At 65.3% G+C, this 22,536-nt stretch carries 28 protein-coding genes; 11 read left to right on the top strand and 17 right to left on the bottom strand.

What is annotated here, in order from left to right; all coding sequences use genetic code 11:
- Positions 1-51: 51 nt before the first annotated feature.
- A complete protein-coding gene (locus QZS21_RS02395) occupies positions 52-909 on the bottom strand; it encodes a helix-turn-helix domain-containing protein (RefSeq protein ID WP_295579797.1) in 858 nt (285 codons plus the stop codon).
- 101 nt (positions 910-1,010) lie between these two features.
- Between QZS21_RS02395 and QZS21_RS02390 the strand changes: the two genes are divergently transcribed.
- The 3 genes from QZS21_RS02390 to QZS21_RS02380 are packed head-to-tail and all read left to right on the top strand — an operon-like array spanning position 1,011 to position 4,752.
- Positions 1,011-2,738 carry an ABC transporter ATP-binding protein gene (locus QZS21_RS02390; protein WP_295579795.1) on the top strand — a complete coding sequence of 576 codons (1,728 nt, stop codon included), beginning with the start codon at positions 1,011-1,013 and terminating at the stop codon, positions 2,736-2,738.
- A gap of 4 nt (positions 2,739-2,742) precedes the next feature.
- A complete protein-coding gene (locus tag QZS21_RS02385; RefSeq protein ID WP_295579793.1) occupies positions 2,743-4,551 on the top strand; it encodes an ABC transporter ATP-binding protein in 1,809 nt (602 codons plus the stop codon).
- Between the two features lie 12 nt (positions 4,552-4,563).
- On the top strand, positions 4,564-4,752 hold the full coding sequence (locus tag QZS21_RS02380; RefSeq protein ID WP_295579791.1) for a hypothetical protein: 189 nt from the start codon (positions 4,564-4,566) through the stop codon (positions 4,750-4,752).
- A 285-nt stretch (positions 4,753-5,037) separates the two neighbouring features.
- On the opposite strand, the gene QZS21_RS02375 is transcribed toward QZS21_RS02380, so the two are convergent.
- Positions 5,038-5,304, bottom strand: coding sequence for a zinc-ribbon domain containing protein (locus QZS21_RS02375; protein ID WP_295579789.1), 267 nt, complete (start codon positions 5,302-5,304; stop codon positions 5,038-5,040).
- Positions 5,305-5,345: 41 nt separating this feature from the next.
- Positions 5,346-5,558, bottom strand: a complete 213-nt coding sequence (locus QZS21_RS02370) for a cold-shock protein (RefSeq protein WP_295579787.1) — start codon at positions 5,556-5,558, stop codon at positions 5,346-5,348.
- Positions 5,559-5,899: 341 nt separating this feature from the next.
- Here QZS21_RS02370 and QZS21_RS02365 point away from each other — a divergent pair, with 341 nt between their 5' ends.
- The 4 genes from QZS21_RS02365 (at position 5,900) to QZS21_RS02350 (ending at position 7,582) form a co-directional block, all read left to right on the top strand.
- The gene (locus QZS21_RS02365; protein WP_295579785.1) at positions 5,900-6,151 is read left to right on the top strand and encodes a helix-turn-helix transcriptional regulator; all 252 of its coding nucleotides are present in this window, start codon (positions 5,900-5,902) and stop codon (positions 6,149-6,151) included.
- A complete protein-coding gene (locus QZS21_RS02360) occupies positions 6,108-6,356 on the top strand; it encodes a DUF6514 family protein (RefSeq protein WP_295579783.1) in 249 nt (82 codons plus the stop codon). The genes QZS21_RS02365 and QZS21_RS02360 overlap by 44 nt, the downstream gene beginning before the upstream one ends.
- 168 nt (positions 6,357-6,524) lie before the next feature.
- On the top strand, positions 6,525-7,028 hold the full coding sequence (locus QZS21_RS02355; RefSeq protein WP_295579781.1) for a GreA/GreB family elongation factor: 504 nt from the start codon (positions 6,525-6,527) through the stop codon (positions 7,026-7,028).
- 134 nt (positions 7,029-7,162) lie between these two features.
- Positions 7,163-7,582: a YjdF family protein gene (locus QZS21_RS02350; protein WP_295579778.1), complete on the top strand. Its 420-nt coding sequence runs from the start codon at positions 7,163-7,165 to the stop codon at positions 7,580-7,582.
- Between the two features lie 49 nt (positions 7,583-7,631).
- On the opposite strand, the gene QZS21_RS02345 is transcribed toward QZS21_RS02350, so the two are convergent.
- Positions 7,632-7,859 (bottom strand): helix-turn-helix domain-containing protein, encoded by a 228-nt coding sequence (locus QZS21_RS02345; protein WP_295579776.1) that lies wholly within the window; start codon positions 7,857-7,859, stop codon positions 7,632-7,634.
- A gap of 234 nt (positions 7,860-8,093) precedes the next feature.
- Here QZS21_RS02345 and QZS21_RS02340 point away from each other — a divergent pair, with 234 nt between their 5' ends.
- The 3 genes from QZS21_RS02340 to QZS21_RS02330 are packed head-to-tail and all read left to right on the top strand — an operon-like array spanning position 8,094 to position 10,297.
- Positions 8,094-8,972, top strand: coding sequence for a radical SAM protein (locus tag QZS21_RS02340; RefSeq protein ID WP_295579774.1), 879 nt, complete (start codon positions 8,094-8,096; stop codon positions 8,970-8,972).
- A gap of 12 nt (positions 8,973-8,984) precedes the next feature.
- Positions 8,985-9,335: an arsenate reductase family protein gene (locus tag QZS21_RS02335; RefSeq protein WP_295579822.1), complete on the top strand. Its 351-nt coding sequence runs from the start codon at positions 8,985-8,987 to the stop codon at positions 9,333-9,335.
- Positions 9,332-10,297: a tRNA-dihydrouridine synthase gene (locus QZS21_RS02330; protein WP_295579772.1), complete on the top strand. Its 966-nt coding sequence runs from the start codon at positions 9,332-9,334 to the stop codon at positions 10,295-10,297. The genes QZS21_RS02335 and QZS21_RS02330 overlap by 4 nt, the downstream gene beginning before the upstream one ends.
- Before the next feature lie 108 nt (positions 10,298-10,405).
- On the opposite strand, the gene QZS21_RS02325 is transcribed toward QZS21_RS02330, so the two are convergent.
- The 12 genes from QZS21_RS02325 to QZS21_RS02270 all read right to left on the bottom strand — a co-directional run bounded on the left by QZS21_RS02325 (position 10,406) and on the right by QZS21_RS02270 (position 20,862).
- Positions 10,406-11,479 carry a PTS transporter subunit IIC gene (locus tag QZS21_RS02325; RefSeq protein ID WP_295579769.1) on the bottom strand — a complete coding sequence of 358 codons (1,074 nt, stop codon included), beginning with the start codon at positions 11,477-11,479 and terminating at the stop codon, positions 10,406-10,408.
- A gap of 89 nt (positions 11,480-11,568) precedes the next feature.
- Positions 11,569-12,351 carry a suppressor of fused domain protein gene (locus QZS21_RS02320; protein WP_295579766.1) on the bottom strand — a complete coding sequence of 261 codons (783 nt, stop codon included), beginning with the start codon at positions 12,349-12,351 and terminating at the stop codon, positions 11,569-11,571.
- A gap of 13 nt (positions 12,352-12,364) precedes the next feature.
- The gene (locus QZS21_RS02315; protein ID WP_295579764.1) at positions 12,365-12,889 is read right to left on the bottom strand and encodes a transcription repressor NadR; all 525 of its coding nucleotides are present in this window, start codon (positions 12,887-12,889) and stop codon (positions 12,365-12,367) included.
- 103 nt (positions 12,890-12,992) lie between these two features.
- On the bottom strand, positions 12,993-13,694 hold the full coding sequence (locus tag QZS21_RS02310; protein ID WP_366557572.1) for an ABC transporter ATP-binding protein: 702 nt from the start codon (positions 13,692-13,694) through the stop codon (positions 12,993-12,995).
- A gap of 11 nt (positions 13,695-13,705) precedes the next feature.
- A complete protein-coding gene (locus tag QZS21_RS02305) occupies positions 13,706-14,539 on the bottom strand; it encodes an ABC transporter ATP-binding protein (protein ID WP_295579759.1) in 834 nt (277 codons plus the stop codon).
- A 1-nt stretch (position 14,540) separates the two neighbouring features.
- Positions 14,541-15,593 (bottom strand): branched-chain amino acid ABC transporter permease, encoded by a 1,053-nt coding sequence (locus QZS21_RS02300; protein ID WP_295579756.1) that lies wholly within the window; start codon positions 15,591-15,593, stop codon positions 14,541-14,543.
- Positions 15,594-15,603: 10 nt separating this feature from the next.
- A complete protein-coding gene (locus QZS21_RS02295) occupies positions 15,604-16,518 on the bottom strand; it encodes a branched-chain amino acid ABC transporter permease (protein ID WP_295579753.1) in 915 nt (304 codons plus the stop codon).
- Between the two features lie 176 nt (positions 16,519-16,694).
- The gene (locus QZS21_RS02290) at positions 16,695-17,939 is read right to left on the bottom strand and encodes an ABC transporter substrate-binding protein (RefSeq protein WP_295579750.1); all 1,245 of its coding nucleotides are present in this window, start codon (positions 17,937-17,939) and stop codon (positions 16,695-16,697) included.
- Positions 17,940-18,023: 84 nt separating this feature from the next.
- Positions 18,024-18,302 (bottom strand): hypothetical protein, encoded by a 279-nt coding sequence (locus QZS21_RS02285; protein WP_295579746.1) that lies wholly within the window; start codon positions 18,300-18,302, stop codon positions 18,024-18,026.
- A 163-nt stretch (positions 18,303-18,465) separates the two neighbouring features.
- Positions 18,466-18,615 (bottom strand): hypothetical protein, encoded by a 150-nt coding sequence (locus QZS21_RS02280; RefSeq protein WP_295579745.1) that lies wholly within the window; start codon positions 18,613-18,615, stop codon positions 18,466-18,468.
- A gap of 13 nt (positions 18,616-18,628) precedes the next feature.
- Complete coding sequence (gene feoB, locus QZS21_RS02275; RefSeq protein ID WP_295579742.1) at positions 18,629-20,635, bottom strand: ferrous iron transport protein B; 2,007 nt, start codon at positions 20,633-20,635, stop codon at positions 18,629-18,631.
- Positions 20,632-20,862 carry a FeoA family protein gene (locus QZS21_RS02270; protein ID WP_295579740.1) on the bottom strand — a complete coding sequence of 77 codons (231 nt, stop codon included), beginning with the start codon at positions 20,860-20,862 and terminating at the stop codon, positions 20,632-20,634. The genes feoB and QZS21_RS02270 overlap by 4 nt, the downstream gene beginning before the upstream one ends.
- Before the next feature lie 199 nt (positions 20,863-21,061).
- Between QZS21_RS02270 and QZS21_RS02265 the strand changes: the two genes are divergently transcribed.
- Positions 21,062-21,427 (top strand): VOC family protein, encoded by a 366-nt coding sequence (locus QZS21_RS02265; protein WP_295579738.1) that lies wholly within the window; start codon positions 21,062-21,064, stop codon positions 21,425-21,427.
- A 99-nt stretch (positions 21,428-21,526) separates the two neighbouring features.
- Here QZS21_RS02265 and QZS21_RS02260 read toward each other — a convergent pair whose 3' ends face one another.
- On the bottom strand, positions 21,527-22,471 hold the full coding sequence (locus tag QZS21_RS02260; protein WP_295579736.1) for a hypothetical protein: 945 nt from the start codon (positions 22,469-22,471) through the stop codon (positions 21,527-21,529).
- Between the last annotated feature and the right edge of the window lie 65 nt (positions 22,472-22,536).

Below are 22,536 nucleotides of genomic sequence, written 5' to 3'. Positions count from 1 at the left end.
TCGGACCATTCCCATGCGCGGCAGGCCGGTGGGGCCGTCTCTTTTTTGCATTCAGAACACCTCTGGCGGCGTCCGGCATTCTGCCGCGCCGTCGGATGGAGATGGCTCCGGAACCACCCGGACCTCCATCCGGATCCGGTACGCCTCCCAACTGTGGGCGGCGAGCTCGTCCAGGGGGTATTCCACATAGGCGTCCCCCTCCATGCGCAGGCCCTTCCTCTGGATCCACGAGAGAAGGGGCTGATACGGCATGCTCTCCGCCCTGCTGCCCGGGCGGCAGTGGTATACCGCATAGCGCCCCGCGGCCTTCCAGGCGTTGTGGCCCTTCCAAACCTTGAAGTACATCCGCGGCGGCGCGGACTGACTGCCGGTCTCCAGGTCGGCGGCGGGGAAACGGACGCCCGCAGGGCAGTTCATGCTGACCCCGTGCTCCATGGCATAGCGGTACGCCTGCACGGAGGCCTCCAGGTCCGTGCTCCCCTCCGCCGGGGGCGGGCACAGGAAAATGGGTTCCCGCGCCCGCTCCTCCCATGCGACTGTGCCCTCCTCGTGCCGGAGCGCCTCCTCCGCCGCCTGGGCCCGGAGCGCCATCACGGCCTGGATGGAGCGCAGGCGCTGGATTTCCGCCTCGATGTGGGCGGTCTGCTCCCGGAGCAGCGCCAGCATCTTCTCCGGGGTCCGGCCGTCGGCGTAACGCTTGATCTCCTCCAGGCCCATACCCAGGGCTCGCAGCTCGCTGATGAGGAAGGCGAAGTCCAGCTGCCGGGGCGAGTAATAGCGGTAGCCGTTGTGCTTCCCCCGGATGTCGGGGGAGAGCAGGGCGATCTTGTCATAGAACCGCAGGGTTTCCCGGCTGATGCCGGTGAGCCGGGAAAACTCCCGGATGGGCAGAACCGCGTCCTCCACCATGGGCGCACCTCCTGATATGTTTACAGAACCTTCATTGACCTTAGAGTGACTTTAAGGTTTATAGTAACACAGACGTCGAAAACACACAAGCAGGAGGCACCATGAAGCATCTCAAACAATTTTTAAGAACCCACTGGGGGAGCGCGGTACTCAACGTGCTCCTCGTCATTGCCCAGGCGGTGGGCACCCTGCTGCTGCCCCTCCTGCTGGCGGAGATTGTGGATCGGGGCATTTTGGCCGGCGACATGGGCGCCGTCTACCGAATCGGCGGCTGGATGCTGCTGGTCACGGTGCTGGCAACGGCGGTGGCCATCGGGTCCAGCTATTCGGCCGCCAGTTTGGGCGCGGCCTTCGGCAGGGAGATGCGGGAACGGCTGATCCGCAGAAGCCAGGAGCTGAGCCTGCGCCAGTTCGAGGCGCTGGGCCTGCCCTCCATGATCACCCGGGCCACCGCGGACATCACCGCGATGCAGACCTCCATCTCCATGTTTATCCAGATGATCCTCCCGGCCCCGCTGCTGGTGCTGGCGGCGGTGATTATGACCGTCCGGGCCAGCGGCAAGCTGGCGCTGGTGCTGCTGGTGAGCCTGGCGGCCCTGCTCCTCTTCTGCCTTTGGATGGTGCGGGCGGCCGCCCCCCTTTCCGAGGTCATGCAGAAGAAGCTGGACCGGATCAACCTGGTGGTGCGGGAGCATATCACCGGCACCCGGGTCATTCGGGCCTTCGGCAGGGAGGCGCACGAGGAGCGCCGCTCGGACGAGGCCTTTTCCGACTATGCCCGCACCATGATCCGTCTGGGCCGGATGTTCGCCGTGGTCAACCCTGCGGTGTGGCTGATGCTGGGGCTGTGCATGGCGGCGATCCTCTGGGTGGGCGGCACGCTGGCGGGCCACGGCGCCATCGCCCTGGGACAGATCACGGCAGTGAGCGAATATGCCACCATGGCCCTGTCCTACCTCATCATGGCGGCGGCCTATGCCGTCAGCCTGCCCAAGCTGCGCGCCTGCCTGGACCGCCTGAGCGAGGTGCTGGACATCGTGCCCGACCTCAAGGACGGCGCCGCTGCGGAGGACGGCGGCAGCGCCGACGCCCCGGTTCTCTCGGTGGAACAGGTGGACTTCGCCTACCCCGGAGCGGAGGCGGAGGTGCTGCGGGGATTGAATTTCGTCTGCCGCCGCGGGGAGACCACCGCCATCATCGGCGGCACCGGCTCGGGCAAGAGCACGGTGGCCGAGCTGCTGCTCCGCCTCCATGACGTGAGCGGCGGCACCATCCGCCTCCACGGGCAGGACATCCGCTCCATGCCCCAGGAGACCCTGCGCGCCGCCATTGGCTGCGTCCCCCAAAAGGCCTTTCTCTTCAGCGGCACCATCCGCGACAACCTGCGGATGGGCAACGAACACGCCTCCGACGAGGCGCTCTGGGCGGCGCTGAAGGTGGCCCAGGCGGATGCCTTCGTCTCCGCCCTGCCGCAGAAGCTGGATGCACCCGTGGCCCAGGGGGGCGGCAACTTCTCCGGCGGCCAGCGCCAGCGACTGTCCATCGCCCGGGCCCTGGTGCGCAAGGCCGATCTCTATCTCTTTGACGACAGCTTCTCGGCGCTGGATGTGAAGACCGACGCCGCCCTGCGCCGGGCGCTGGCCGGCTATGGGGCGGACGCCGTCAAGCTGATTATCGCCCAGCGGGTGAGCACCATCCTCGACGCGGATCAGATTTTGGTGCTGGACGAGGGACGCATGGTGGGAAAGGGCACCCACGGAGAGCTGATGCAGTCCTGCCCGGTCTACCGGGATATCGTGAGAAGCCAGATGGAGCAGAAAGGAGCTTGACGGCATGAAAAAAGAAACAGCGGTCCGCCCTCCGGCGGATACGGCGCGCAGCGACAAGACCGCCATCCGGCGCCTGCTCCGCCTCCTGGGCCGGCAGCGGCAGCGGCTGGCCGTGGTGGTGGCGGCGACCCTTCTCAGCAGCGCCGCCTTCGCGGCGATCCCGCTGGTGGTGGGCAGGGCCATGGACGCGCTGGTGACGGTGATCCAAAGCGGGGCCGGCGCCGCCCTCCCCGGGCTGCTTGCGGAGGCCCTGGGGACCCCCGTACTCCTGCTCATTCTGGCGTCGGCGGCCAGCGCGCTGTTCTCCTACGTCCAGCAGTACGTGGCGGCCAGCGTGGGCGAGAACCTGGCCCTCTCCCTGCGGCGGGACGTGAGCGAAAAGCTCAACCGCCTGCCCCTGCGCTACTTCGACGCCCACCAGCCCGGCGAGATCATGAGCCGCGTCACCAACGACGTGGAGAAAATCTCCGCCGTCATCCAATCGGGGCTGCTGCAGCTCCTCTCCGCCGTGTGCACCATCCTGTTCACCCTTGGGGCCATGGTCTACCTCAGCCTCCCCCTCACGGGGGTCACGCTGGCGGCCGTCGTCGGCTGCGCCGCCGTCACGGGGCGGCTGGCGGACTGGAGCGAGCGCTGCAACGCCAGGAACATGGCGGCCATGGGCGCGGTAGGCGCCAAGGTGGAGGAGGTATTCACCGGCAACCGCGTGGTGAAGATCTTCTCCCGCCAGCGGGCGGTGATGGCGGAGCTGTCCGCCTTGAACCGGGAGCAGTTCGAGGCCAACCGGGACGCGCAGTTTGCCGAATACGCCGTCTATCCCGCCATCCGGCTGGTCAATCAGATCGGGTTTGTGGCGTTGGCGGTGGTGGGCGGCGCGTCGGCTCTGGGCGGGGCCATGACCTTGGGGGCGGTGCAGGCTTTCCTCCAGTATTTCAATCAGATCTCCGAGCCCATCACCAACCTGTCCTACGTCCTCACCGAAACCCGTGCCGCCGTGGCGGGGGCCAAGCGGGTCTTTGCCGTCCTGGATGAGATGGCGGAGAGGGAGGAGACGCGGCCTGCCGCCCCGGCCCTGACCCGGGGACAGGTGCGCTTTGAGCACGTGCGCTTCGGCTACACCCCGGAGCGCGTTCTCATCCAGGACCTGAGCCTCACGGTCAAGCCCAATGAGATGGTGGCCATCGTGGGCCCCACCGGAGGGGGGAAAACCACCCTCATCAACCTGCTGATGCGCTTTTATGAGCTGGACGGCGGCGTGATCTCCATCGACGGCGTGGACATCTCCACGATTCCCAGGGCCAAGCTGCGGCAGACAATCGGCATGGTGCTCCAGGACACCTGGCTCTTTGCGGGAACGGTGGCCGAAAACATCGCCTACGGCAAGCCGGATGCCACCCGGGAGGAGATCGTGGCCGCCGCTCTGGCCGCCCGGTGCGACCACTTCATCCGCACGCTGCCCCAGGGCTACGACACCGTGATCTCCGGCGACGCCGCCATCCTCTCCCAGGGGCAGATGCAGCTGCTCACCATCGCCCGGGCCATGCTGACCAATCCCGCCATCCTCATTCTGGACGAGGCCACCTCCAGCGTGGACACCCGCACGGAGGTGGAGATTCAAAAGGCCATGGCCCAGCTGATGCAGGACAAGACCAGCTTTGTCATCGCCCACCGCCTGTCCACCATCCGCAATGCCGACATGATTCTGGTGGTCAAGGACGGGGACATTGTGGAGCGGGGGAACCACGAGGCGCTGCTGGCGCGGAACGGATTTTACGCCTCTTTGTATTTCAGCCAGTTTGAAAACGCGGGATAAGGGGGGAGGCTGATGAAAATTGCCCTTTTCAGCAAGAGCTACCTCCCCCGGATCAACGGTGCGGCGACCCATGTCAAGACCCTGAAGGAGGGACTGGAGATGCTGGGCCACCGGCCAGGTCTTCCCCCATTGGAACGACACTCCACCCGCAGGGGGATATTGCGCCTTTCGGGCGCGGCAGAGCTCACCGCGCCGATCTGATAATCCGCACCCCTTGGAGCGCTGGCTTTCTCAAAAGAGCAAGGCGCTTGATCAAAATTTCCGCAGGTGAGCCACGGACTGGCCCCCCGCATCGGAGCGTGAAACAACCGACGGATTTCCTGCCGAAATCCGTCGGTTGCTCCTCTTCCTGCCGGTTCAAAAGGCCCCCTCCTTCTCTCCGCAGCCCCGGCTGCGGGAAGCGGGACGCTTCTGGCGTTGGGAAACCCTTGCGTCTGGCCCAAAAACAAAAAAATGCGCCCCGTGAGGGGCGCAAAAGAGGGGCGGTTATCTGCGGAAGCAGTCGCTGCAATAGACGGGGCGGTCATCGCGGGGCTGGAAGGGCACCTTGCAGGGCTTGCCGCAGTTGGCGCACACGGCGTCAAACATCTCGCGTGCGCCGCCGCGGGAGCCGCCCTTTCTGGCGTCGCGGCAGGGCTTGCAGCGCTGGGGCTCGTTGGTGAAGCCCTTCTCCGCGAAGAACTCCTGCTCGCTGGCAGTAAAGGTGAATTCCTGGCCGCAGTCTTTGCAGACGATGATTTTGTCTTGATACATGAAAATACCTCTTTTAAAATTGTTTTTGGATGGGGAATGGGTCAGGCGGCGCAGACGTTGATGGCCCGCAGCTTGCGGCTGTCCTTGGGATCCTGCTCGGTATCGTAGGACACGTGCTGGCCCTCCCGCAGGGACTTGAAGCCGGTGCCCTGGATGGCGGAGAAGTGAACGAACACATCACCGCTGCCGTCGTCGTTGGAAATGAAACCAAACCCCTTCTCCTCGTTGAACCACTTCACAGTACCGTTATTCATCAATCAGTACCTCCTAAAAAATGTTATTCAAAATCGTGCAAATAAAAAAGCCGCGGGTCGGTCAGTCAAAATGGAAATTGACTCACCACTCGCAGCAATCAATCGTACATTCAGAATACTTGCTTATCATACACCACTTTTTCGGAAATAGCAAGCATTATTTTTCAAATCCGGACGGGCCGGCGCTTTTTTCTTTGGGACGGCCTTCCGCCGCCCGGCACAGGGTGGCAATTCCACTAAATGGAAGCGACAAGTTTCGACGGATTTCACAACACGAACGCCACAGCCGTCGACATTTAGAAAAAAATGGAATATTCTTCCTTGCAGCAAGGAGGGATAGGATGACCATGCAAGAGAGAAAGCCGCTCCACGTCTTTGCGGGCTTCCTCTGCGCTGCGCGAAACCAGCGGGGGATGACGCAGCAGGAGGCGGCGGACTTCATCCGGCGCTCCAAGCGCTGGTACCAGAGGATCGAGGCCGGTACATCCAGACCCAATTGGCAGGACGCCCTGCTGCTGGCCGCGCTGTTTCAGCTGGACACGGCGGCGTTTGCGGAGGAGGTGGGCTTTCCTGTTCCAGTATCTTCCCATTGAGCAAGAGCGGTATTCCCCCTATATCGGCCGCTACCGCACGTTCGGCCTCCGGGTATTGCGGGAGCGGAGGGGGCGCACGGAGGAGCTCATGCTGCTGCCCGACGTCTCCACGGACTTTCCCTTTGTGCTGCGCCTGGCCCACATCCTCACCAAAAAACAGCTGGACCCCGTTCATTTGCTGGACGTGATCGAGGACGCCTTCTGACCGCCGCCCGTTTTGCGGGCTGCTCTCCGGATGCGCTTGCATCGGGAATCGCCCCCGTGGTATGATAGCAGCGGCAAACGAAGGACCGCCGCGCCGGTCTCTCCGGCGCGGGGGAAGCCCGTCGCCGGAGAGATGCCGCCGGGGCGGGAGAAAAGGGAGGCAGAGGAGATGTACGACGAGCTGACGGAGGTGGACCTCCGGAAGATGCAGGAGGAGATCGACCACCGGGTGCGCGTCCTGCGGCCCCAGCTGATCGAGGAGGTGCAGACCGCCCGGGCCTTTGGGGACCTCAGCGAAAATTTTGAGTACAAGTGCGCCAAGCAGGCGAAAAACCGCAACGACAGCCGCATCCGCTATCTGGAGCGGATGATCCGCACCGCCAAGGTCATCCGGGTGCAGCCGCAGGACGACGCGGTGGGGCTGTTCGACCGGGTGACCATTTTCAATGAGCTGGTGCAGAAGGAGATGGTGGTCCGGCTGGTCACCACCCTGCGCCAGGACGCGCTGAAGGGGCTGATCAGCAAGGAGTCCCCGGTGGGCCGGGCCCTGCTGGGGAGTCGGGTGGGGGACCGGGTCCGGGTGGAGGTGGGCCCTGCCACCCAGTACTTTGTGGAGGTCCGGGCCATCGAAAAGGGCCGGGACGACGACACTCTGGACATCAGCGCCTATTGACGGCGGTGGTAAACTGAGGGTACGGAGATAAAAACACAGTCCGGTTGGTAGTCCGGGCGTACCCCGCGGGGTATCAGTAACCTGCCTCCTTGGTTGTCCGTTCTCCGAACGCACATGGTAAGGAGGACACCCACATGGAAACCGGATACGCCGAACTGACCGTCTTTTTTGAGGACCCCTTCTGGGTAGGGCTCTACGAGCGGGGCGGGGGCGGGAGCTGTGCCGTCTGCCGGATCGTCTTTGGTCCGGAGCCGAAGGATTATCAGGTCTACGCCTTCCTGCTGGAGCACTGGCGGCAGCTGCGGTTCAGTCCATCCATGGCGGCGGAGGGACCGGCAAAGCGGGTCCTCAACCCCAAGCGGGTGCAGCGGCAGATCAAGCGCCAGCTGCAATCCCCGGGGCTGGGGACCAAGGCCCAGCAGGCCCTGAAGCTGCAGCAGGAGCAGGGCAGGGCGGCCCGGAAGCGCCGCTCCCGGGAGGACCGGGAGGCGGAGCGGGACCGGCAGCTTGCCCTGCGCCGGGAGAAGCGGCGGGAAAAGCACAAGGGCCACTGAATCCCGTCCTGCAAGCGCATGAGACCATCCGGCGTGCCGCCGGATGGTCTCATGTCCGTTTGGCAGGGGGATAGGGGGCCTGCTCGTCGGTGCGGCCCAGGAGGTAGTCCACGCTGGTGGCGAAATAATCCGCCAGGGCGGACAGGGTCCCATAGGACATTTGAGCCTTGCCGCTTTTGTGGCGGGAATAGGTCTGCTGTGCGCAGCCCAGCTGTGCGGCCATATCCGCCTGTGTCAAATCGCGGTCTTCGCGCAGATCACGCAGTCGTAAAAACATTCTACATTTCCTGCTGTTCAACGCCATGACCGACGCGCTGGCCGCCCTGGAGGCGCAGAACTTCGGCCTGGCCCGGACGCTGCTGGCCCGGGCCCAGGAGGCGGGGGAGGAGCTGGTGATTGGACAGGGAGAGGCGGAGGGCTGACGGCCCTCCGCCTCTTTTTTCCCGCCGGGACTTGTCCCGCCGGGTGCTTTTTGCTATACTCATACCATCGCGGAGAGGAGGGGAGCGCCATGCATGAGGTCCGGGCAAAGTCCATCCTCTCCGCCCAAAACGGCATCAACGTCTACCGGGGCTGCACCCACGGGTGCATCTACTGCGACTCCCGCAGCACCTGCTACCAGATGGACCACCCCTTTGAGGACGTGGCGGTGAAGGTCAACGCGCCGGAGCTGCTGGAGGACGCCCTCCGCCGGAAGCGGCGGCGGTGCATGGTGGGCACCGGGTCCATGTGCGACCCCTACCTGCCCCTGGAGGCGGAGACCCGCCTGACCCGGCGGTGCCTGGAGGTGATTTTGCGCCAGGGCTGCGGCGTGTCGCTGCTGACGAAGTCGGACCTGGTGCTCCGGGACCTGGACCTGCTGGCGGAGATCAGCCGCCGGACCAAGGCGGTGGTGTGCACCACCTTCACCACCTTTGACGAGGACCTGTGCGCCGTTTTGGAGCCCAGCGTCTGCACCACCCGGCGGCGTTTTGAGATGCTGCGGCAGATGCACCAGGCGGGGGTCCGCACCGGGGTGTGGCTGTGCCCCATCCTGCCCTTTCTCAACGACTCGGAGGAGAACCTCCGGGGGCTGCTGGCGTACTGCTTTGCCGCGGGGGTGGAGGTCATCGTCAACTTCGGCATGGGCGTCACGCTGCGGGACGGGGACCGGCAGTATTTTTACGCCCAGCTGGACCGCCATTTCCCCGGGCTGCGGGAGCGGTACGTGCAGACCTTCGGGGACCGCTACCAGTGCCTCAGCCCCAACGCCCCCCGGCTGACCCGGATGCTCCGGGAGGCCTGCCGGGAGCGGAAGGTGCTCTGCGAGCCGGAGGCCGCCATGGCCTGGCTCTCCGCCTTCGAGGACCGGCAGGCGGGAGAGCAGTTGAATCTATTTTCGGAATTGTGAGGAGGAACCATGATGTTATTTCTCTGTTATCCCAAGTGCTCCACCTGCCAGAAGGCCCGGGCCTTTCTGGAGGAGCGGGGCGTCGCCTGCACCCTGCGGGACATCAAGGAGGACCGCCCCACCGCGGACGAGCTGCGGCAGTGGTGGGAGAGAAGCGGCCTGCCGCTGAAAAAATTCTTCAACACCAGCGGCCTGCAATACAAGGCCCTGGGGCTGAAGGACCGCCTCCCCGCCATGGGCGAGGAGGAGCAGCTCCGCCTGCTGTCCAGCGACGGAATGCTGGTGAAGCGGCCCATCCTGGTGGGGGAGGATGTTGTCCTGGTGGGCTTCCGCCAGGCGGAGTGGGAAGCGAAGCTGGTATGACGGCGCGGCTGGAGTTCGCCCCTCTGGACGGCATCACCAAAGTGGTGTTCCGCCGGGTGTGGCACCGGCATTTCGGCGGCGCGGACCGGTATTTCATCCCCTTTTTCTCCCCCACGGACCAGCATCTCCTCACCCAGCGGGACCGGCGGGAGCTGGACCCGGCGGAGAATGGCGGGCTGCCCCTGGTGCCCCAGGTGATGACCCGCCGGGCGGCGGACTTCCTCTGGGCGGCGGAGGTGGTCTCGGACCTGGGGTATCCGGAGGTGAACCTGAACCTGGGGTGCCCCTCCGGCACCGTCACCGCCAAGGGGAAGGGCGCCGGGTTTCTGGCGCGGCCGGAGGAGCTGGACCGGTTTTTTGAGGAGGTGTTCTCCCGGGTGCGGCTGCCGGTGTCCGTCAAGACCCGGCTGGGGGTCCAGTCGGCGGAGGAGTTCGACGGGCTGCTGGCGATCTACAACCGCTACCCCATCGCCTGCCTCACCATCCATCCCCGGGTCCAGCGGGAGAAGTACCGGGGGGAGGTCCACTTGGACGTCTTCGCCCGGGCCCTGGCGGAGAGCTGCAATCCGGTGTGCTACAACGGGGACCTGCGGACGGTGGAGGAGGTCCGGGCGCTGGAGCGCCGCTTCCCCGCCGCGGAGGCGCTGATGATTGGCCGGGGGGCCGTGGCGGACCCGGCCCTGCTGCGCAAGCTCCGGGGCGGCGGACCCGCCTCCCGGGAGGAGGTGCAGGCCTTTCTGGAGGAGCTGTACGGCGCCTACCAGGCCTTTTACGGCCAGGCGGCCACCGCCGCCCAGCGGATGAAGGAGGTTTGGTTCTACCTGATCCACCTGTTTGAAGGCGGGGAGCGGCTGGACAAGCAGATGCGCCGCTCCCGGGGCCCGGCGGCCTACGAGGCCATCCAGGCCCAGATCCTGTCGGAGCTGCCCCTGCGGGACCACAGCGAGGGGGCGCTGGTGTGACGCCGCGCCCCGCTGCCGCCGGGAGGGGCCTTGGAAAAGACAGCCGAAAGGCCCGCCGCTTCAGCGGCGGGCCTTCTTGTTTGAAACCGGGATCGACAGGCCGGGCGGTCAGGCCAAGGTCAGATCCCCGTCCTTCACCCACCCCAGCTTCCGGCACACTTGGTTGATGAGGGGGGCCAGCACGGCGGGCAGCACGAAGCAGATGAGGACCAGCCCCAGCCAGTCCATGGCCCCGGGGACGATGGCCGCCGCCCCCTTGGCGATGGCCTCCTCGCTGGGGGCCAGCCAGCCGGTCCACACGCCGATCTGGCCGCAGAGGCCGCAGGTGCCCATGCCGGAGTTGATGGGGGCGCCGTTCATCTCCAGGCGGAAGAGGCAGGTGGCGATGGGGCCGGTGATGGCGGAGGCCAGGGTGGGGGCAATCCAGATCCGGGGGTTTCGGACGATGTTGGGCATTTGCAGCATGGAGGTGCCCAGGCCCTGGCTCACCAGGCCGCCCCAGCGGTTTTCCCGGAAGCTCATGACGGCGAAGCCCACCATCTGGGCGCAGCAGCCCGCCACCGCGGCGCCGCCGGCCAGGCCCGTCAGCTGCAAAACGGAGCAGATGGCGGCGGAGGAGATGGGCAGGGTCAGGGCCACACCCACCAGCACGCTGACGGCGATGCCCATCCAGAAGGGCTGGAGCTTGGTGGCGTTGTCGATCACCAGGCCGAAGGCGCCGGCGGCGGCGCCGATGGGCGGGGCGATGAGCTTGGCCAGGGCCACGCCCACCACAATGGTGACGGCGGGGGTCACCAGGATGTCCACCTTCGTCTCCTTGCTGACGGCCTTGCCGCACTCTGCGGCGATGATGGCGATGAGGAGCACCGCCAGCGGCCCGCCTGCGCCGCCCTCGGCGTTGGCGGCCCAGCCCACGGCGGCCAGGGAGAAGAGCACCATGGGGTCGGCCTTCAGGGCGTAGCCGATGGCCACCGCCATGGCGGGGCCGGAGACGGCCATGGCGTAGGCGCCGATGTCCGTCAGGTAGGAAATCCCCAGCTGCTGGCCCAGGGTTTTGACGATGGTGCCGATCAGGAGGGAACAGAACAGGCCCTGGGCCATGGCGCCCAGGGCGTCGATGCCGTAGCGCTTGGCGGAGAGGACGATGTTTTTCCGTTGCAGGAAGGCTTTGACGTTTTCCATGGGAAGCACCTGTTTCTTATGTAGTATAGTAGGGTAGTCAGGTGTCTTGACACCTGACTACCCTACTATACACGCAATGGCCGCCCTTGTCAACCATCCGTTTCGCCGTCCAGAACCTCGTGGAAGTCCGGGCAGAGGTTGGGCCGGTGGATGTCCAGCACCATGGGCAGTCCGCCCTGGCAGAACCGCTGGTGGAGCGATTCCATGCCGTATTTCAGCTTGAACTCGATCTCCTCCTTGTAGGCGGGGATCACGCTGTAAAATTGGATGCGGCGGCCGTCCTCCGCCTCAAAGCCGCCCAGTTCCCCGTCGCTCCAGGTGAGCACCATGCCGCCAAAGCCCACGCCGTCGCCCAAAGGGGCGTAGTCCGGGCCGTTGGGCATGGTGTGGCCCCAGCCCAGCCAGGTCTGGTACTGGTGGGGGAACCGGGCCAGGAATTTCAGCATCCGGATGGGCCAGTAGCTGCGCTCCGGCAGGTCCCGGTCCGTCCCGCCGGTTTCGCCCAGGTCCCACTCGGCGGGGAGGAAGAGGTACAGCTCCGCGTATTTCAGGTCCTCCCGGTCCGCGATCTCGTCGGGCAGCGTCATGGGCAGGTCGCTCATGCCGGTGGTGTAGAGGACGTAGAAGTTCTGCTCCGCCGTGGGGCGCAGGATGTTCACGTCGATGTGTACCAGATCGGAGATCAGCTCGTGGAACACGAAGCACTCCCGGCCGGGGAACAGGGTCTGGAAGCGGTCGTTCACCGCCTGGGCATAGGTGCCGCAGGCCTCGGGCGGGCGCCAGCCCCGGTCCTCCCGGTCCTCATAGCGGTAGATGGGGGAGCCGCCGGGGGAGACCCGGGGCTTCTTGCGGAATTTGTCCAGAAAACCCATAGAATCGCTCCTTTCAGCCGTTGTTCTCCGCCGTCAGCAGGACGCCCAGCGCCTCCAGGGCCTGCCGGGCCCGGGCGAAGGCGGCCTCATCGGGGCAGGAAAGGGTGTGGAGGTGGATGCCCTCCGTCAGGTCCGACAGGGGCCGGGCCTCGGACCGGGCGCAGCGGGCGATGAACTGGGCCACGTCGTACCGGCTGGAGAGCTGGAGGGAGCCGGTGAGCTGGCCGTAGACGGGGTGCTCCACGATGACGTCCAGCACGGTGCAGCCCTGGTCCACCAGGGCGTTCAGCTCCGACTCCATGCCGGCGGCGTCGTGGCGGCAGGCCACCTGCCGCACCAGTCCCCCGGCGGCGGAGAGGATCACGTAGCCCCGGGGGGTGGCGGAGATCTCCGCCCCGGCGGCCCGCAGCAGGGCGATGTCCCCCACGATGATCTGGCGGCTGACGGAAAACCGGGCCGCCAAAGCCCCGGCACTGACGGGGGCGGGGGCGTGATGCAGTTGTTCCAAAATCGCCTGGCGGCGCTCTTCCGCGTGCATGGAGGACCTCCCTTTCTTGTCATGACAGCAGTATACCACGCCCGCGCCAAAAAGCAAAGAAAAAGGAGAGCGCACCGCGCTCTCCTTTTGGAAATCCGCTCGTTCAGCCCCCCAAATAGGCCTTTTTGATGGCGGGGCTGGCCAGCAGCTCCGCGCCGGTGCCGGAGGTGACCACCTTGCCGGTCTCCAGCACGTAGCCCCGGTCCGCCACGCTGAGGGCGGCCTGGGCGTTCTGCTCCACCAGCAAAATGGTGGTGCCCGCCTTGTGGAGGTTCTGGATGATCTCAAAAATCTGCTCCACCAGAATGGGGGCCAGGCCCATGGAGGGCTCATCCAGCATCAGCAGCTTGGGCTGGCTCATCAGCGCCCGGCCCATGGCCAGCATCTGCTGCTCGCCGCCGGACAGGGTGCCCGCCACCTGCTTGTACCGCTCCTTCAGCCGGGGGAACTGCCCGTAGACCTTCTCCAGGTCCTCGTCCACGGCCTTGCCGCTGCGGGTGTAGGCGCCCATCTCCAGGTTCTCCTGGACGGTCATCTGCAAGAAGACCCGGCGGCCCTCCGGCACCAGGGCCAGGCCCTTGGAGACGATTTTGTGGCAGGGGACCTTCCCCAGGTTCTCCCCCAGGAAGGACACGGAGCCGGTCTTGCTGTGGAGCAGGCCGGAGACGGTGTTCAGCGTGGTGGATTTCCCGGCGCCGTTGGCGCCGATCAGCGTGACGATCTCCCCCTGCTCCACGTGGAAGGAGACGCCCTTGATGGCGTGGATGCTGCCGTAATAGACGTTGATATCGTCCACCTTCAAAATGGGTTCCATGCTCACGCCTCCTTCTTCTTGCCCAGGTACGCCTCGATGACCGCAGGGTTTGCCTGGATGTCCTCGGGGCTGCCCTTGGCGATGATCCGGCCGAAGTTCAGCACGCAGATGCCCTCGCAGATGTTCATGACCAGGTTCATGTCGTGCTCGATCAGCAGCACGGCGATCTGGAAGGTGTCCCGGATTTTGCGGATGTTCTCCATCAGCTCCGCCGTCTCCGAGGGGTTCATGCCCGCCGCCGGCTCGTCCAGCAGCAGCAGGGAGGGGTTGGTGGCCAGGGCCCGGACGATCTCCAGCCGGCGCTGGGCGCCGTAGGGCAGGGAGCCGGCCTTCACCCCCGCGATGTCCGCCATGTGGAAGATGGACAGCAGCTCCAGCGCCCGGTCGTGGGCCACCTTCTCCTCCTTCCAGTAGCCGGGCAGGCGGAAGATGCCGCTCCACATGTTGTACTCCATCTGAGTGTCCATGCCCGCCTTCACGTTGTCCTCCACGCTGAGGTTCTGGAAGAGGCGGATGTTCTGGAAGGTCCGGGCGATGCCCGCCCGGTTCACCTGGATGGTGTCCATGCTGTGGGTGTCGGTGCCGTCCAGCAGGATGGTGCCCTTGGTGGGCTGGTAGACCTTGGTCAGCAGGTTGAACACCGTGGTCTTGCCGGCGCCGTTGGGGCCGATGAGCCCGGCGATCTCCGTGCGGCCGATGGTGAGGTCAAAGTCCTCCACGGCCTTCAGCCCGCCGAAGGTGATGCCCAGGTTGATGCACTCCAGGATGGGGCTTTTGTCGATGTCCCGGTCGGGGATCAAGCTGCCCGAGGGGACGGGAACCAATTTGGAAAACATGTCAGGCCGCCTCCTTTTTGCCGCGTTTGCCGGGCTTGAGCCGGTTCAGGAAGGATTTCAGGGTGGGGTTGTTGGTGGCCAGCATCACCAGAATCAGCACGATGGCGTACACCAGCATCCGGTAGTCGGAGAACTGGCGCAGGGCCTCGGGCAGGATGGTCAGGGCCGCTGCCGCCACGATGGAGCCCAGCATGTTGCCGAGGCCGCCCAGCACCACGAACACCAGCACCAGAATGGAGGTGTTGAAGTCGAACTTGTTGGCCACGATGGTGGAGAAGTTCATGGCGAAGAGGGTGCCCGCGGCGCCCGCCAGGGCGGCGGAGGTGACGAAGGCCATCATCTTGTACTTGGTGATGTTCAGTCCGATGCTCTCGGCGGCGATGCGGTTGTCCCGGATGGCCATGATGGCCCGGCCCGCCCGGCTGTTCACCAGGTTGAACACCACGAACAGCGTCACCATCACCAGCAAAAAGCCCGCGGTGAAGGTGGAGATCTTCTGAATGCCGCCGATGCCCATGGGACCGCCGATGATGAGCTGGCCGCCCTCGGCCAGATTGGTCTTGTCGCTGAGGAGGCTGAAGTGGAGGCCGGAGCCGTCCATGCCCACGTAGAGGTTGTTGAAAATGCTCTTGATGATCTCGCCGAAGGCCAGGGTGACGATGGCCAGGTAGTCGCCCTTCAGCCGCAGCACGGGGATGCCGATGAGGAAGCCCGCCAGGGCGGCGAAGGCGGCGCCCACCACCATGCCCACCGCCAGGCGCAGCGGGGCGAAGGGGAGGACGCCCTGCAGGGCGATGGCGGCGGTGGTGCCGGTGAAGGCGCCCACGCTCATAAAGCCCGCGTGGCCCAGGGACAGCTCGCCCAGGACGCCCACCGTCAGGTTCAGGGAGACGGCCATGACCACATAGGCGCAGATGGGCACCAGCATCCCCTTCAGGGAGGAGCTGAGGGAGCCGCTGCACACCTGGAGGATCAGGTAGCTGAGGATCACCAGCAGATAGGTCAGGTAGTTCCGGCGGGAGGTCTTGCTCATTGCGTTCAATTTGTTTGCCATGATCCGCACCTCAAACTTTCTCGCGGACCTGCTTGCCCAGAAGGCCCGCAGGCTTCACCAGCAGCACCACGATCAGCACGGCGAACACGATGGCGTCGGAGAGCTGCGTGGAGATGTAGGCTTTTGCAAAAATCTCGATGACGCCCAGCAGCAGCCCGCCCAGCAGCGCCCCGGGGACGGAGCCGATGCCGCCGAAGACGGCGGCGGTGAAGGCCTTGATGCCCGGCATGGAGCCCGTGGTGGGCACCAGGGTGGGGTAGGCGGAGCAGAGCAGCACGCCGGCGATGGCCGCCAGGCCGGAGCCGATGGCGAAGGTCATGGAGATGGTGGCATTGACGTTGATGCCCATGAGCTGGGCGGCGCCCTTGTCCTCGGAGCAGGCCCGCATGGCCTTGCCCATCTTGGTGAAGCTGGTGAACCAGGTCAGGCCCAGCATGATGAGGATGCAGGCGGCGATGGTGGTGATGGTCACATAGGAGATGGTGAGCTGCCCGCCGAAGAGCTGGATGCTGTTTTTCACCACCTCGCCCTCCGCGGTCTGCTCCGTGACGGAGAAGAAGTTGGGGAACACCTTGGGGTTGGAGGACCACAGCAGCAGCGCCGCGTTCTGGAGGAAGTAGCTCACGCCGATGGCGGTGATCAAAACCGCCAGGGAGGGGGCGGCCCGCAGGGGCTTATAGGCCAGCCGCTCCACCACCATGCCCAGCACCGTGCACACCAGCATGGCCAGCAGCACGCCCACCAGAGGCGGCAGGGAGAAGCGGGAGACGGCGTAAAAGCAGATGTACGCGCCCACCATGATGACGTCGCCGTGGGCGAAGTTCAGCATCTTGGCGATGCCGTAGACCATGGTGTAGCCCAGGGCGATGATGGCGTAGATGCTGCCCAGGCTGATTCCGCTGAGAAGGAAGTTCAGAAAAGTCATAAGATGACACCCCTTGTCAAGTTCTTTCGAGGGAGGCGATACGTCCAGTGCGTATCTGAAAACCGCCGGGGCCGCCGGGGATTTTCAGATACACGCTGCCGGGCGCCGGACCCGGAGCGCGCCGGAGCGGCCGCCGCGAAAGCGGCCGCTCCGGCGTCCTTGCCGGGAGAGAGGGATCAGTCGAGGCCGACGTAGGCGCCGTTCTCGATGACCATGCCCTTGGGGCTCTTGCTGACGGCGCCGGAGGCGTCCCAGGTCATGCCCTCGCCGGTGAGGCCGTCGAAGGTGATGCCCTGCTTGTCAACGGAGCCGTCCTCGTTGTAGGTCGTGGCGAACTGCTCGATCATCAGGGCGCACAGCTCCTCGGCGCTCATGTCGGGCGTGGCGCCGGCGGCCTCCAGGGCCTGCTTGTAGGCGTACACGCAGTCATAGGCGTCGGCGGCGAACTGGTTGGGGATCTCGCCGAAGCGGCTCTGATACTCGGCCACGAAGGCGGCGGTCTTTGCGTCGGTGGAGTCGGCGTTGAAGGGAGTCAGCAGCATGACGCCCTCGGCCAGGGCGGCGTCAAAGCCGTCCATGGTCAGAATGCCGTCCATGCCGTCCACGCCGAACCACTTGGGGGCGTAGCCGGCGGCGTCCGCCTGGGCGAAGATGAGGGAGGCGGGCTGATAGTACATGGGCAGGAACACCAGCTCGGCGCCCTTGGTCTGGGCGTCGGAGAGCTGCACGGAGAAGTCGGTGTCGTTGCCGTCGGCGAAGGTGGTGTCGGACACCACCTCCAGGCCCAGCTCAGCGGCCTTGGCCATGAAGGTGTCGTGGATGCCCTTGGAGTACACGTCGTCGTTCTTCCAGATGACCGCGACCTTGGCGGCCAGGCCCTTGTCGGCGATGTACTGGGCGGAGGCGGAGCCCTGGTTGGGGTCCATGAAGCACATCTGGAACACGTTGTCCTTGCCCTCGGTCACGGCGGTGGCGGAGGCGGAGGGCGTCAGGGCGAAGATGCGGTCCTCAAAGTTCATGGCGGAGGTGACGCCGCCGGGGGTGGAGGTGACGGAGCCCAGGGAGATCTGCATCCCCCAGTCCTTCAGCGCGTTGTAGGCGTTGGCGGCCTTCTCGGCGTCGTGGGCGTCGTCCTCATACTGTAACTCGAACTGGATGCCGCCCATGGCGTTGATCTCATCCACGGCGATCTGGGCGCCGTTTCTGGCGGCAGTGCCGTAGATGGCGGCGCCGCCGGTCAGAGGGCCGGTGCCGCCCAGCATGAAGGCGGCGCCCTCGGCGGCACCCTCGGCAGGGGCTTGGGCGGGGGCCTGGGTGTCGCCGTTGTCGGCGGGAGCGGAGGGCTGCTTGTCGCCGCCGCAGGCGGCGAGGCCCAGCATCATGGCCATGGCCATCACAAGACTGAGGAACTTCTTTTTCATTGTGGTATCTCCTTTTTGCAATTGATGATTATACAAAAAAGCGGTCCCGCCACAGTGCGGAACCGCTTCACTGTATCCATACAGTTATGCGTATGTTCGCGTCTGTAGCCCTTGGGGAATACGGCAAACCAGCAGGCCTGCCAGCAGTACCAGCACCGGCAGCACAATGCCGCCCAGGGTGTTCAGGTTTACCAGACCAATAATAATAATGGACGCCATGAGAATGGCGTCCAAAATCACAGAAATGGAGTTGGAGGTGGTATGCATGCAGGCGCAATGGGCGCAGGAAGAAGCAGCGTCTGCAAAGCCGGCGGACGCATGGCGGGACATTGTATGCATAGAGGTCTTCGTTCCGTATGTCATATCCGTCAGCTCCTCTCCCAATTCCTTGATGGTCTGAATACTTACATTTTAGCGGGTCAAAGCGGCAAAGTCAACCGGCGTTTTGCTGGGAAGTTTCACAGAAATCCCCAAAAAACTGGGCAAGAGTTCTAAAATATGCACAAAAATGCCGCCGGAACGGCGCTCAGCGGCGGTCGCACCCCTTGGAGCAGCCCCCGCAGCGCCCGCCGCAGTCCCGGCAGGTTCCGCCGCAGCCCCCGCCGTGGCGGCGGCAGCTTCGCAGGGCCGCCCACAGCCACAGCCCCAGGGCCGCCAGGATCAGTACCTCCAGCATGGCCGTCCCCTCCTCACAACAGCAGCAGCGCCGCGTGGTACACCAGGAAGGCCGCCGCCCAGGCGACCAGGCACTGGCTCGCCGCCACGCCGGCGGCCTTCCAACCGGAGCCCAGCTCCCGCTTCACTGCGGAGATGGCGGCCACGCAGGGGGTGTACAGCAGGGTGAACACCAGGAAGCCTGCGGCGCTGGCGGGGGTGAACAGTGTGCCCAGGGCGGCGGCCGTCACCGCGGTTCCGGCGCCGGTGAGGATGCCCAGGGTGGAGATGACGGACTCCTTGGCGATGAAGCCGGTGATGAGGGCGGTGGATACCCGCCAGTCCCCGAAGCCCAGGGGGGCGAACAGGGGGGAGAGGACGGCGCCCACGGTGGCGAGCAGGCTCTCGGCGCTGTCGGACACCAGGTTCAGCCGCAGGTCGAAGGTCTGGAGGAACCACACCGCAATGGTGGCCACGAAGATGATGGTGAAGGCCCGGGTGAGAAAGTCCTTGGCCTTGTCCCAGCACAGCAGCCACACGCTCTTGGCGGAGGGAAAGCGGTAGTTGGGCAGCTCCATCACGAAGGGGACGGGGTTGCCCTGGAAGGCGGTTGCTCCCAGCACCTTGGCCGCCAGAATGCCCACCAAGATGCCGGTGAGGTACAGCAGAATCATCACCAGCCCCGCGTGCCGGGGGAAGAAGGCGGCGGAGAACACCGCATAGATGGGAATTTTGGCGGAGCAGCTCATAAAGGGCGTCAGCAGAATGGTCATCCGCCGGTCCCGCTCCGAGGCCAGGGTCCGGGTGGACATGATGGCGGGGACGGAGCAGCCGAAGCCGATGAGCATGGGCACGATGCTGCGGCCGGAGAGGCCGATTTTCCGCAGGAGCTGGTCCATGACGAAGGCCACCCGGGCCATGTAGCCCGTGTCCTCCAAAATGGAGAGGAAGAAGAACAGCACCACGATGATGGGCAGGAAGCTCAAAACGCTGCCCACCCCGGCGAACACGCCGTCGATCACCAGGCTGTGGACCACCGGGTTCAGCCCGTAGGCGGTGAGCCCGCCGTCCACGGCGGCGGTCAGAGCGTCGATGCCGGCGGCCAGCAGGTTGGAGAGGGCGGCGCCGAAGACGTTGAAGGTCAGGTAGAAGATGGCCAGCATGATGCCGAAGAAGATCGGCAGGGCCCCGTACCGGTGGGTCACCACCCGGTCGATGGCCTCGCTGCGCCGGCGCTCCCGGGACTCCCGGCACTTCACCACCGTCTCGCGGCAGACGCCCTCGATGAAGTTGTAGCGCATGTCCGCCAGGGCGGCGTTGCGGTCCATGCCGGTCTCCGCCTCCATCTCCTGGACGCTGTGCTCCACCAGCTCCAGCTCGTTTTGGTCCAGCTCCAGCCGGGCGCGCACGTCCGGGTCGTCCTCAATGAGCTTGGTGGCGGCGAAGCGGACGGGGATGCCGGCGGCCTGAGCGTGGTCCTCGATCTGGTGGACCACCGCGTGGATGCAGCGGTGGACGGGGCCGGGAGAGCAGAAGTCGTACACGGCGGGATAGGTCCGGGTCCGGGCGGTGGAGACGGCGGCGCGGATCAGCTCCTCCACGCCCTGATTTTTCACCGCGGAGATGGGCACCACCGGAATGCCCAGGGCCTTGGACATGCCCTGGACGTCGATGGTGCCGCCGCTGCCGGACACCTCGTCCATCATGTTCAGCGCCAGCACCATGGGAATCCGCATCTCCATGAGCTGCAGGGTCAGGTACAGGTTCCGCTCGATGTTGGTGGCGTCCACGATGTTGATGATGCCGTCGGGCTTCTGGTGGAGAATGAAGTCCCGGGTGACGATCTCCTCCGGCGTGTAGGGGCGGATGGAGTAGATGCCCGGCAGGTCCACCACCGTGCAGTCCTTCTGGCCCCGGACGGCGCCGGACTTCTGGTCCACCGTCACGCCGGGGAAATTGCCCACGTGCTGGTTGGAGCCGGTGAGCTGGTTGAACAGCGTGGTCTTGCCGCAGTTTTGGTTGCCGGCCAGCGCGAAGATCATCCCTGCCTCACCTCCACCTGGATGTTGCGGGCGTCCTCCTTCCGCAGCGTCAGGGTATAGCCCCGCACCCGCAGCTCCAGGGGGTCCCCCAGGGGGGCCACCTTCTCCACCCGAACGGCGGTTTTGGGGATCAGGCCCATGTCCAGCAGGCGGCAGCGCAGCGCCCCACCGCCGCCCACGGCGGTGATGACGGCCTCCTGGCCCAGGGGCAGGATATCCAGCGTCATAGGAAGTTCCTCCTCAAAAAGTTAGCATACTCTAACTATTGGAAAGTGTACCACGGCAGCCCGCCGCCGTCAAACGGGAAAGCGACAAAAAAATGCACAGACTTTTTTTTGCAAATTGTGAAGGATGGCAAAACGGCGCCTGGCGGAACCGCTTGCGGCGGGCGGGGGCGTGTGGTATACTGCGGGGGAGGTGATTGCTGTGCTGACATTCAACCATTTTAATTTCAACGTGTCCGATCTGGAACGGTCCCTGCAATTCTACAAGGACGCCCTGGACCTGGAGCCGGTGGGGCGGAAGGAGGCGGCGGACGGCAGCTTTGTCATCGTCTATCTGGGGGACGGCAAAACGGACTTCCGCCTGGAGCTGACGTGGCTGCGGGACCATCCCCAGGCCTACGATCTGGGGGAGTGCGAGTTCCACCTGGCCCTGCGGGCGGACGACTATGAGGCCGCCCACCGCCGCCACGGGGAGATGGGCTGCATCTGCTTTGAAAACCACGACATGGGCATCTATTTCATCGCGGACCCCGACGGGTACTGGATTGAGATCATCCCCACCCGGTGAGGGGGCCGCACCGCCTTTGGCGGACTGCCCCTGAGAGAGAACGCGCCCCCGGCGGGGACTGCACAGGCAGTCTCCGCCGGGGGCGTGGTTTTGCGGGACTCAGTAGGGGGCTTTGTCCGTCAGGGTGGAGTGGACGGTGTTGGCGGAGCGGATGTCCGTGTAGGCGGTTCGCCGGATTTGGCCCCAGCTGATCCAGAGGCCCAGGCCCATGAACACCACCGACATGGCCATGGAGGCGGCGATGTCGCCGGGGGTCATGATCTGCCAGTAGAACCGGAAGGAGTCCACCACGCTGGGCCAGATGTCGAAGGCCTGGTGGACGGCGATGTAGAAGGTCACCTGCTCGATGGTGAAGAGGTGGATCAAAGAGGCAATGCAGGTGCACAGGAAGACCCCGTGGTTCATCCGGCCCCGGAAGAGCTTGTAGCCGTAGTAGGCCCCCAGGGGGATCAGGGCGTAGAGGTAGGCCACCAGCCACCCGGCGTAGCCGGCCACAATGGTGGGGAGGCTGGCCACCAGGCCGCCCAGCAGGGCGCCGATGAAGCCGGTGATGTAGCTGCCGGAGTGGGCGGCGGTCTCCGCCTGGGAGCGGACGTCCTCCGCCATGGCCTCCACGCAGGCCCGGTGGACGGCGGTGTAGCCGCCCACGTCGGCGTAGGCGTCGCAGTCCGTCTGATGGCAGATGGGGCACAGGTCCGAGGGGGCGATTCCCCCGTTCTGGAATCCCCGGGTCAGGGTGGAGAGGACGGAGGAGAGGGTTGCGTCGGTTTTGCGCAGGGGCCGCCCGGAGCAAAGGAGGCGGTATTGAGACCCGCCCGCCGCCGTGAGCTGGCAGCCCTTGGGCAGGGACTTGCGCAGTTCCTTAAAAAGGGCGGTCTCCAGGGACGCGGTGAGCCGGAAATGCATAAGCACCACCCCCGGCTCCTTCAGCTGCTGGATGCAGGCGGAGAAGGGGTAGCCCTCCCACACCCCGTAGTACTGCTGGCCCACCAGATGGGCGCCGGAGCGGGAGAGGATGGATTGAAATTCGTCCAATAACTGCATGGCGTCATATGCCTCCTGCGTCAAAAAATCAGGCCCCCCCGGGGCCCACAATACTCTATATTTTA

Source organism: uncultured Oscillibacter sp. (assembly GCF_900544955.1).
Taxonomy (GTDB): domain Bacteria; phylum Bacillota; class Clostridia; order Oscillospirales; family Oscillospiraceae; genus Oscillibacter.
The sequence above is the reverse complement of the archived record's forward strand: the minus strand, read 5'-3'. Positions and strand labels throughout refer to the sequence as shown.

Coding starts and splice junctions, on each gene's coding strand:
- QZS21_RS02395 (WP_295579797.1), bottom strand. CDS start 909: ATGGTGGAGGACGCGGTTCTGCCCATCCGGGAGTTTTCCCGGCTCACC.
- QZS21_RS02300 (WP_295579756.1), bottom strand. CDS start 15,593: ATGGCAAACAAATTGAACGCAATGAGCAAGACCTCCCGCCGGAACTAC.
- QZS21_RS02305 (WP_295579759.1), bottom strand. CDS start 14,539: ATGTTTTCCAAATTGGTTCCCGTCCCCTCGGGCAGCTTGATCCCCGAC.
- QZS21_RS02390 (WP_295579795.1), top strand. CDS start 1,011: ATGAAGCATCTCAAACAATTTTTAAGAACCCACTGGGGGAGCGCGGTA.
- feoB (WP_295579742.1), bottom strand. CDS start 20,635: ATGATCTTCGCGCTGGCCGGCAACCAAAACTGCGGCAAGACCACGCTG.
- QZS21_RS02380 (WP_295579791.1), top strand. CDS start 4,564: ATGAAAATTGCCCTTTTCAGCAAGAGCTACCTCCCCCGGATCAACGGT.
- QZS21_RS02315 (WP_295579764.1), bottom strand. CDS start 12,889: ATGCACGCGGAAGAGCGCCGCCAGGCGATTTTGGAACAACTGCATCAC.
- QZS21_RS02325 (WP_295579769.1), bottom strand. CDS start 11,479: ATGGAAAACGTCAAAGCCTTCCTGCAACGGAAAAACATCGTCCTCTCC.
- QZS21_RS02370 (WP_295579787.1), bottom strand. CDS start 5,558: ATGAATAACGGTACTGTGAAGTGGTTCAACGAGGAGAAGGGGTTTGGT.
- QZS21_RS02285 (WP_295579746.1), bottom strand. CDS start 18,302: ATGACATACGGAACGAAGACCTCTATGCATACAATGTCCCGCCATGCG.
- QZS21_RS02335 (WP_295579822.1), top strand. CDS start 8,985: ATGTTATTTCTCTGTTATCCCAAGTGCTCCACCTGCCAGAAGGCCCGG.
- QZS21_RS02385 (WP_295579793.1), top strand. CDS start 2,743: ATGAAAAAAGAAACAGCGGTCCGCCCTCCGGCGGATACGGCGCGCAGC.
- QZS21_RS02345 (WP_295579776.1), bottom strand. CDS start 7,859: ATGTTTTTACGACTGCGTGATCTGCGCGAAGACCGCGATTTGACACAG.
- QZS21_RS02330 (WP_295579772.1), top strand. CDS start 9,332: ATGACGGCGCGGCTGGAGTTCGCCCCTCTGGACGGCATCACCAAAGTG.
- QZS21_RS02320 (WP_295579766.1), bottom strand. CDS start 12,351: ATGGGTTTTCTGGACAAATTCCGCAAGAAGCCCCGGGTCTCCCCCGGC.
- QZS21_RS02375 (WP_295579789.1), bottom strand. CDS start 5,304: ATGTATCAAGACAAAATCATCGTCTGCAAAGACTGCGGCCAGGAATTC.
- QZS21_RS02295 (WP_295579753.1), bottom strand. CDS start 16,518: ATGACTTTTCTGAACTTCCTTCTCAGCGGAATCAGCCTGGGCAGCATC.
- QZS21_RS02365 (WP_295579785.1), top strand. CDS start 5,900: ATGACCATGCAAGAGAGAAAGCCGCTCCACGTCTTTGCGGGCTTCCTC.
- QZS21_RS02355 (WP_295579781.1), top strand. CDS start 6,525: ATGTACGACGAGCTGACGGAGGTGGACCTCCGGAAGATGCAGGAGGAG.
- QZS21_RS02270 (WP_295579740.1), bottom strand. CDS start 20,862: ATGACGCTGGATATCCTGCCCCTGGGCCAGGAGGCCGTCATCACCGCC.
- QZS21_RS02340 (WP_295579774.1), top strand. CDS start 8,094: ATGCATGAGGTCCGGGCAAAGTCCATCCTCTCCGCCCAAAACGGCATC.
- QZS21_RS02280 (WP_295579745.1), bottom strand. CDS start 18,615: ATGCTGGAGGTACTGATCCTGGCGGCCCTGGGGCTGTGGCTGTGGGCG.
- QZS21_RS02290 (WP_295579750.1), bottom strand. CDS start 17,939: ATGAAAAAGAAGTTCCTCAGTCTTGTGATGGCCATGGCCATGATGCTG.
- QZS21_RS02350 (WP_295579778.1), top strand. CDS start 7,163: ATGGAAACCGGATACGCCGAACTGACCGTCTTTTTTGAGGACCCCTTC.
- QZS21_RS02260 (WP_295579736.1), bottom strand. CDS start 22,471: ATGCAGTTATTGGACGAATTTCAATCCATCCTCTCCCGCTCCGGCGCC.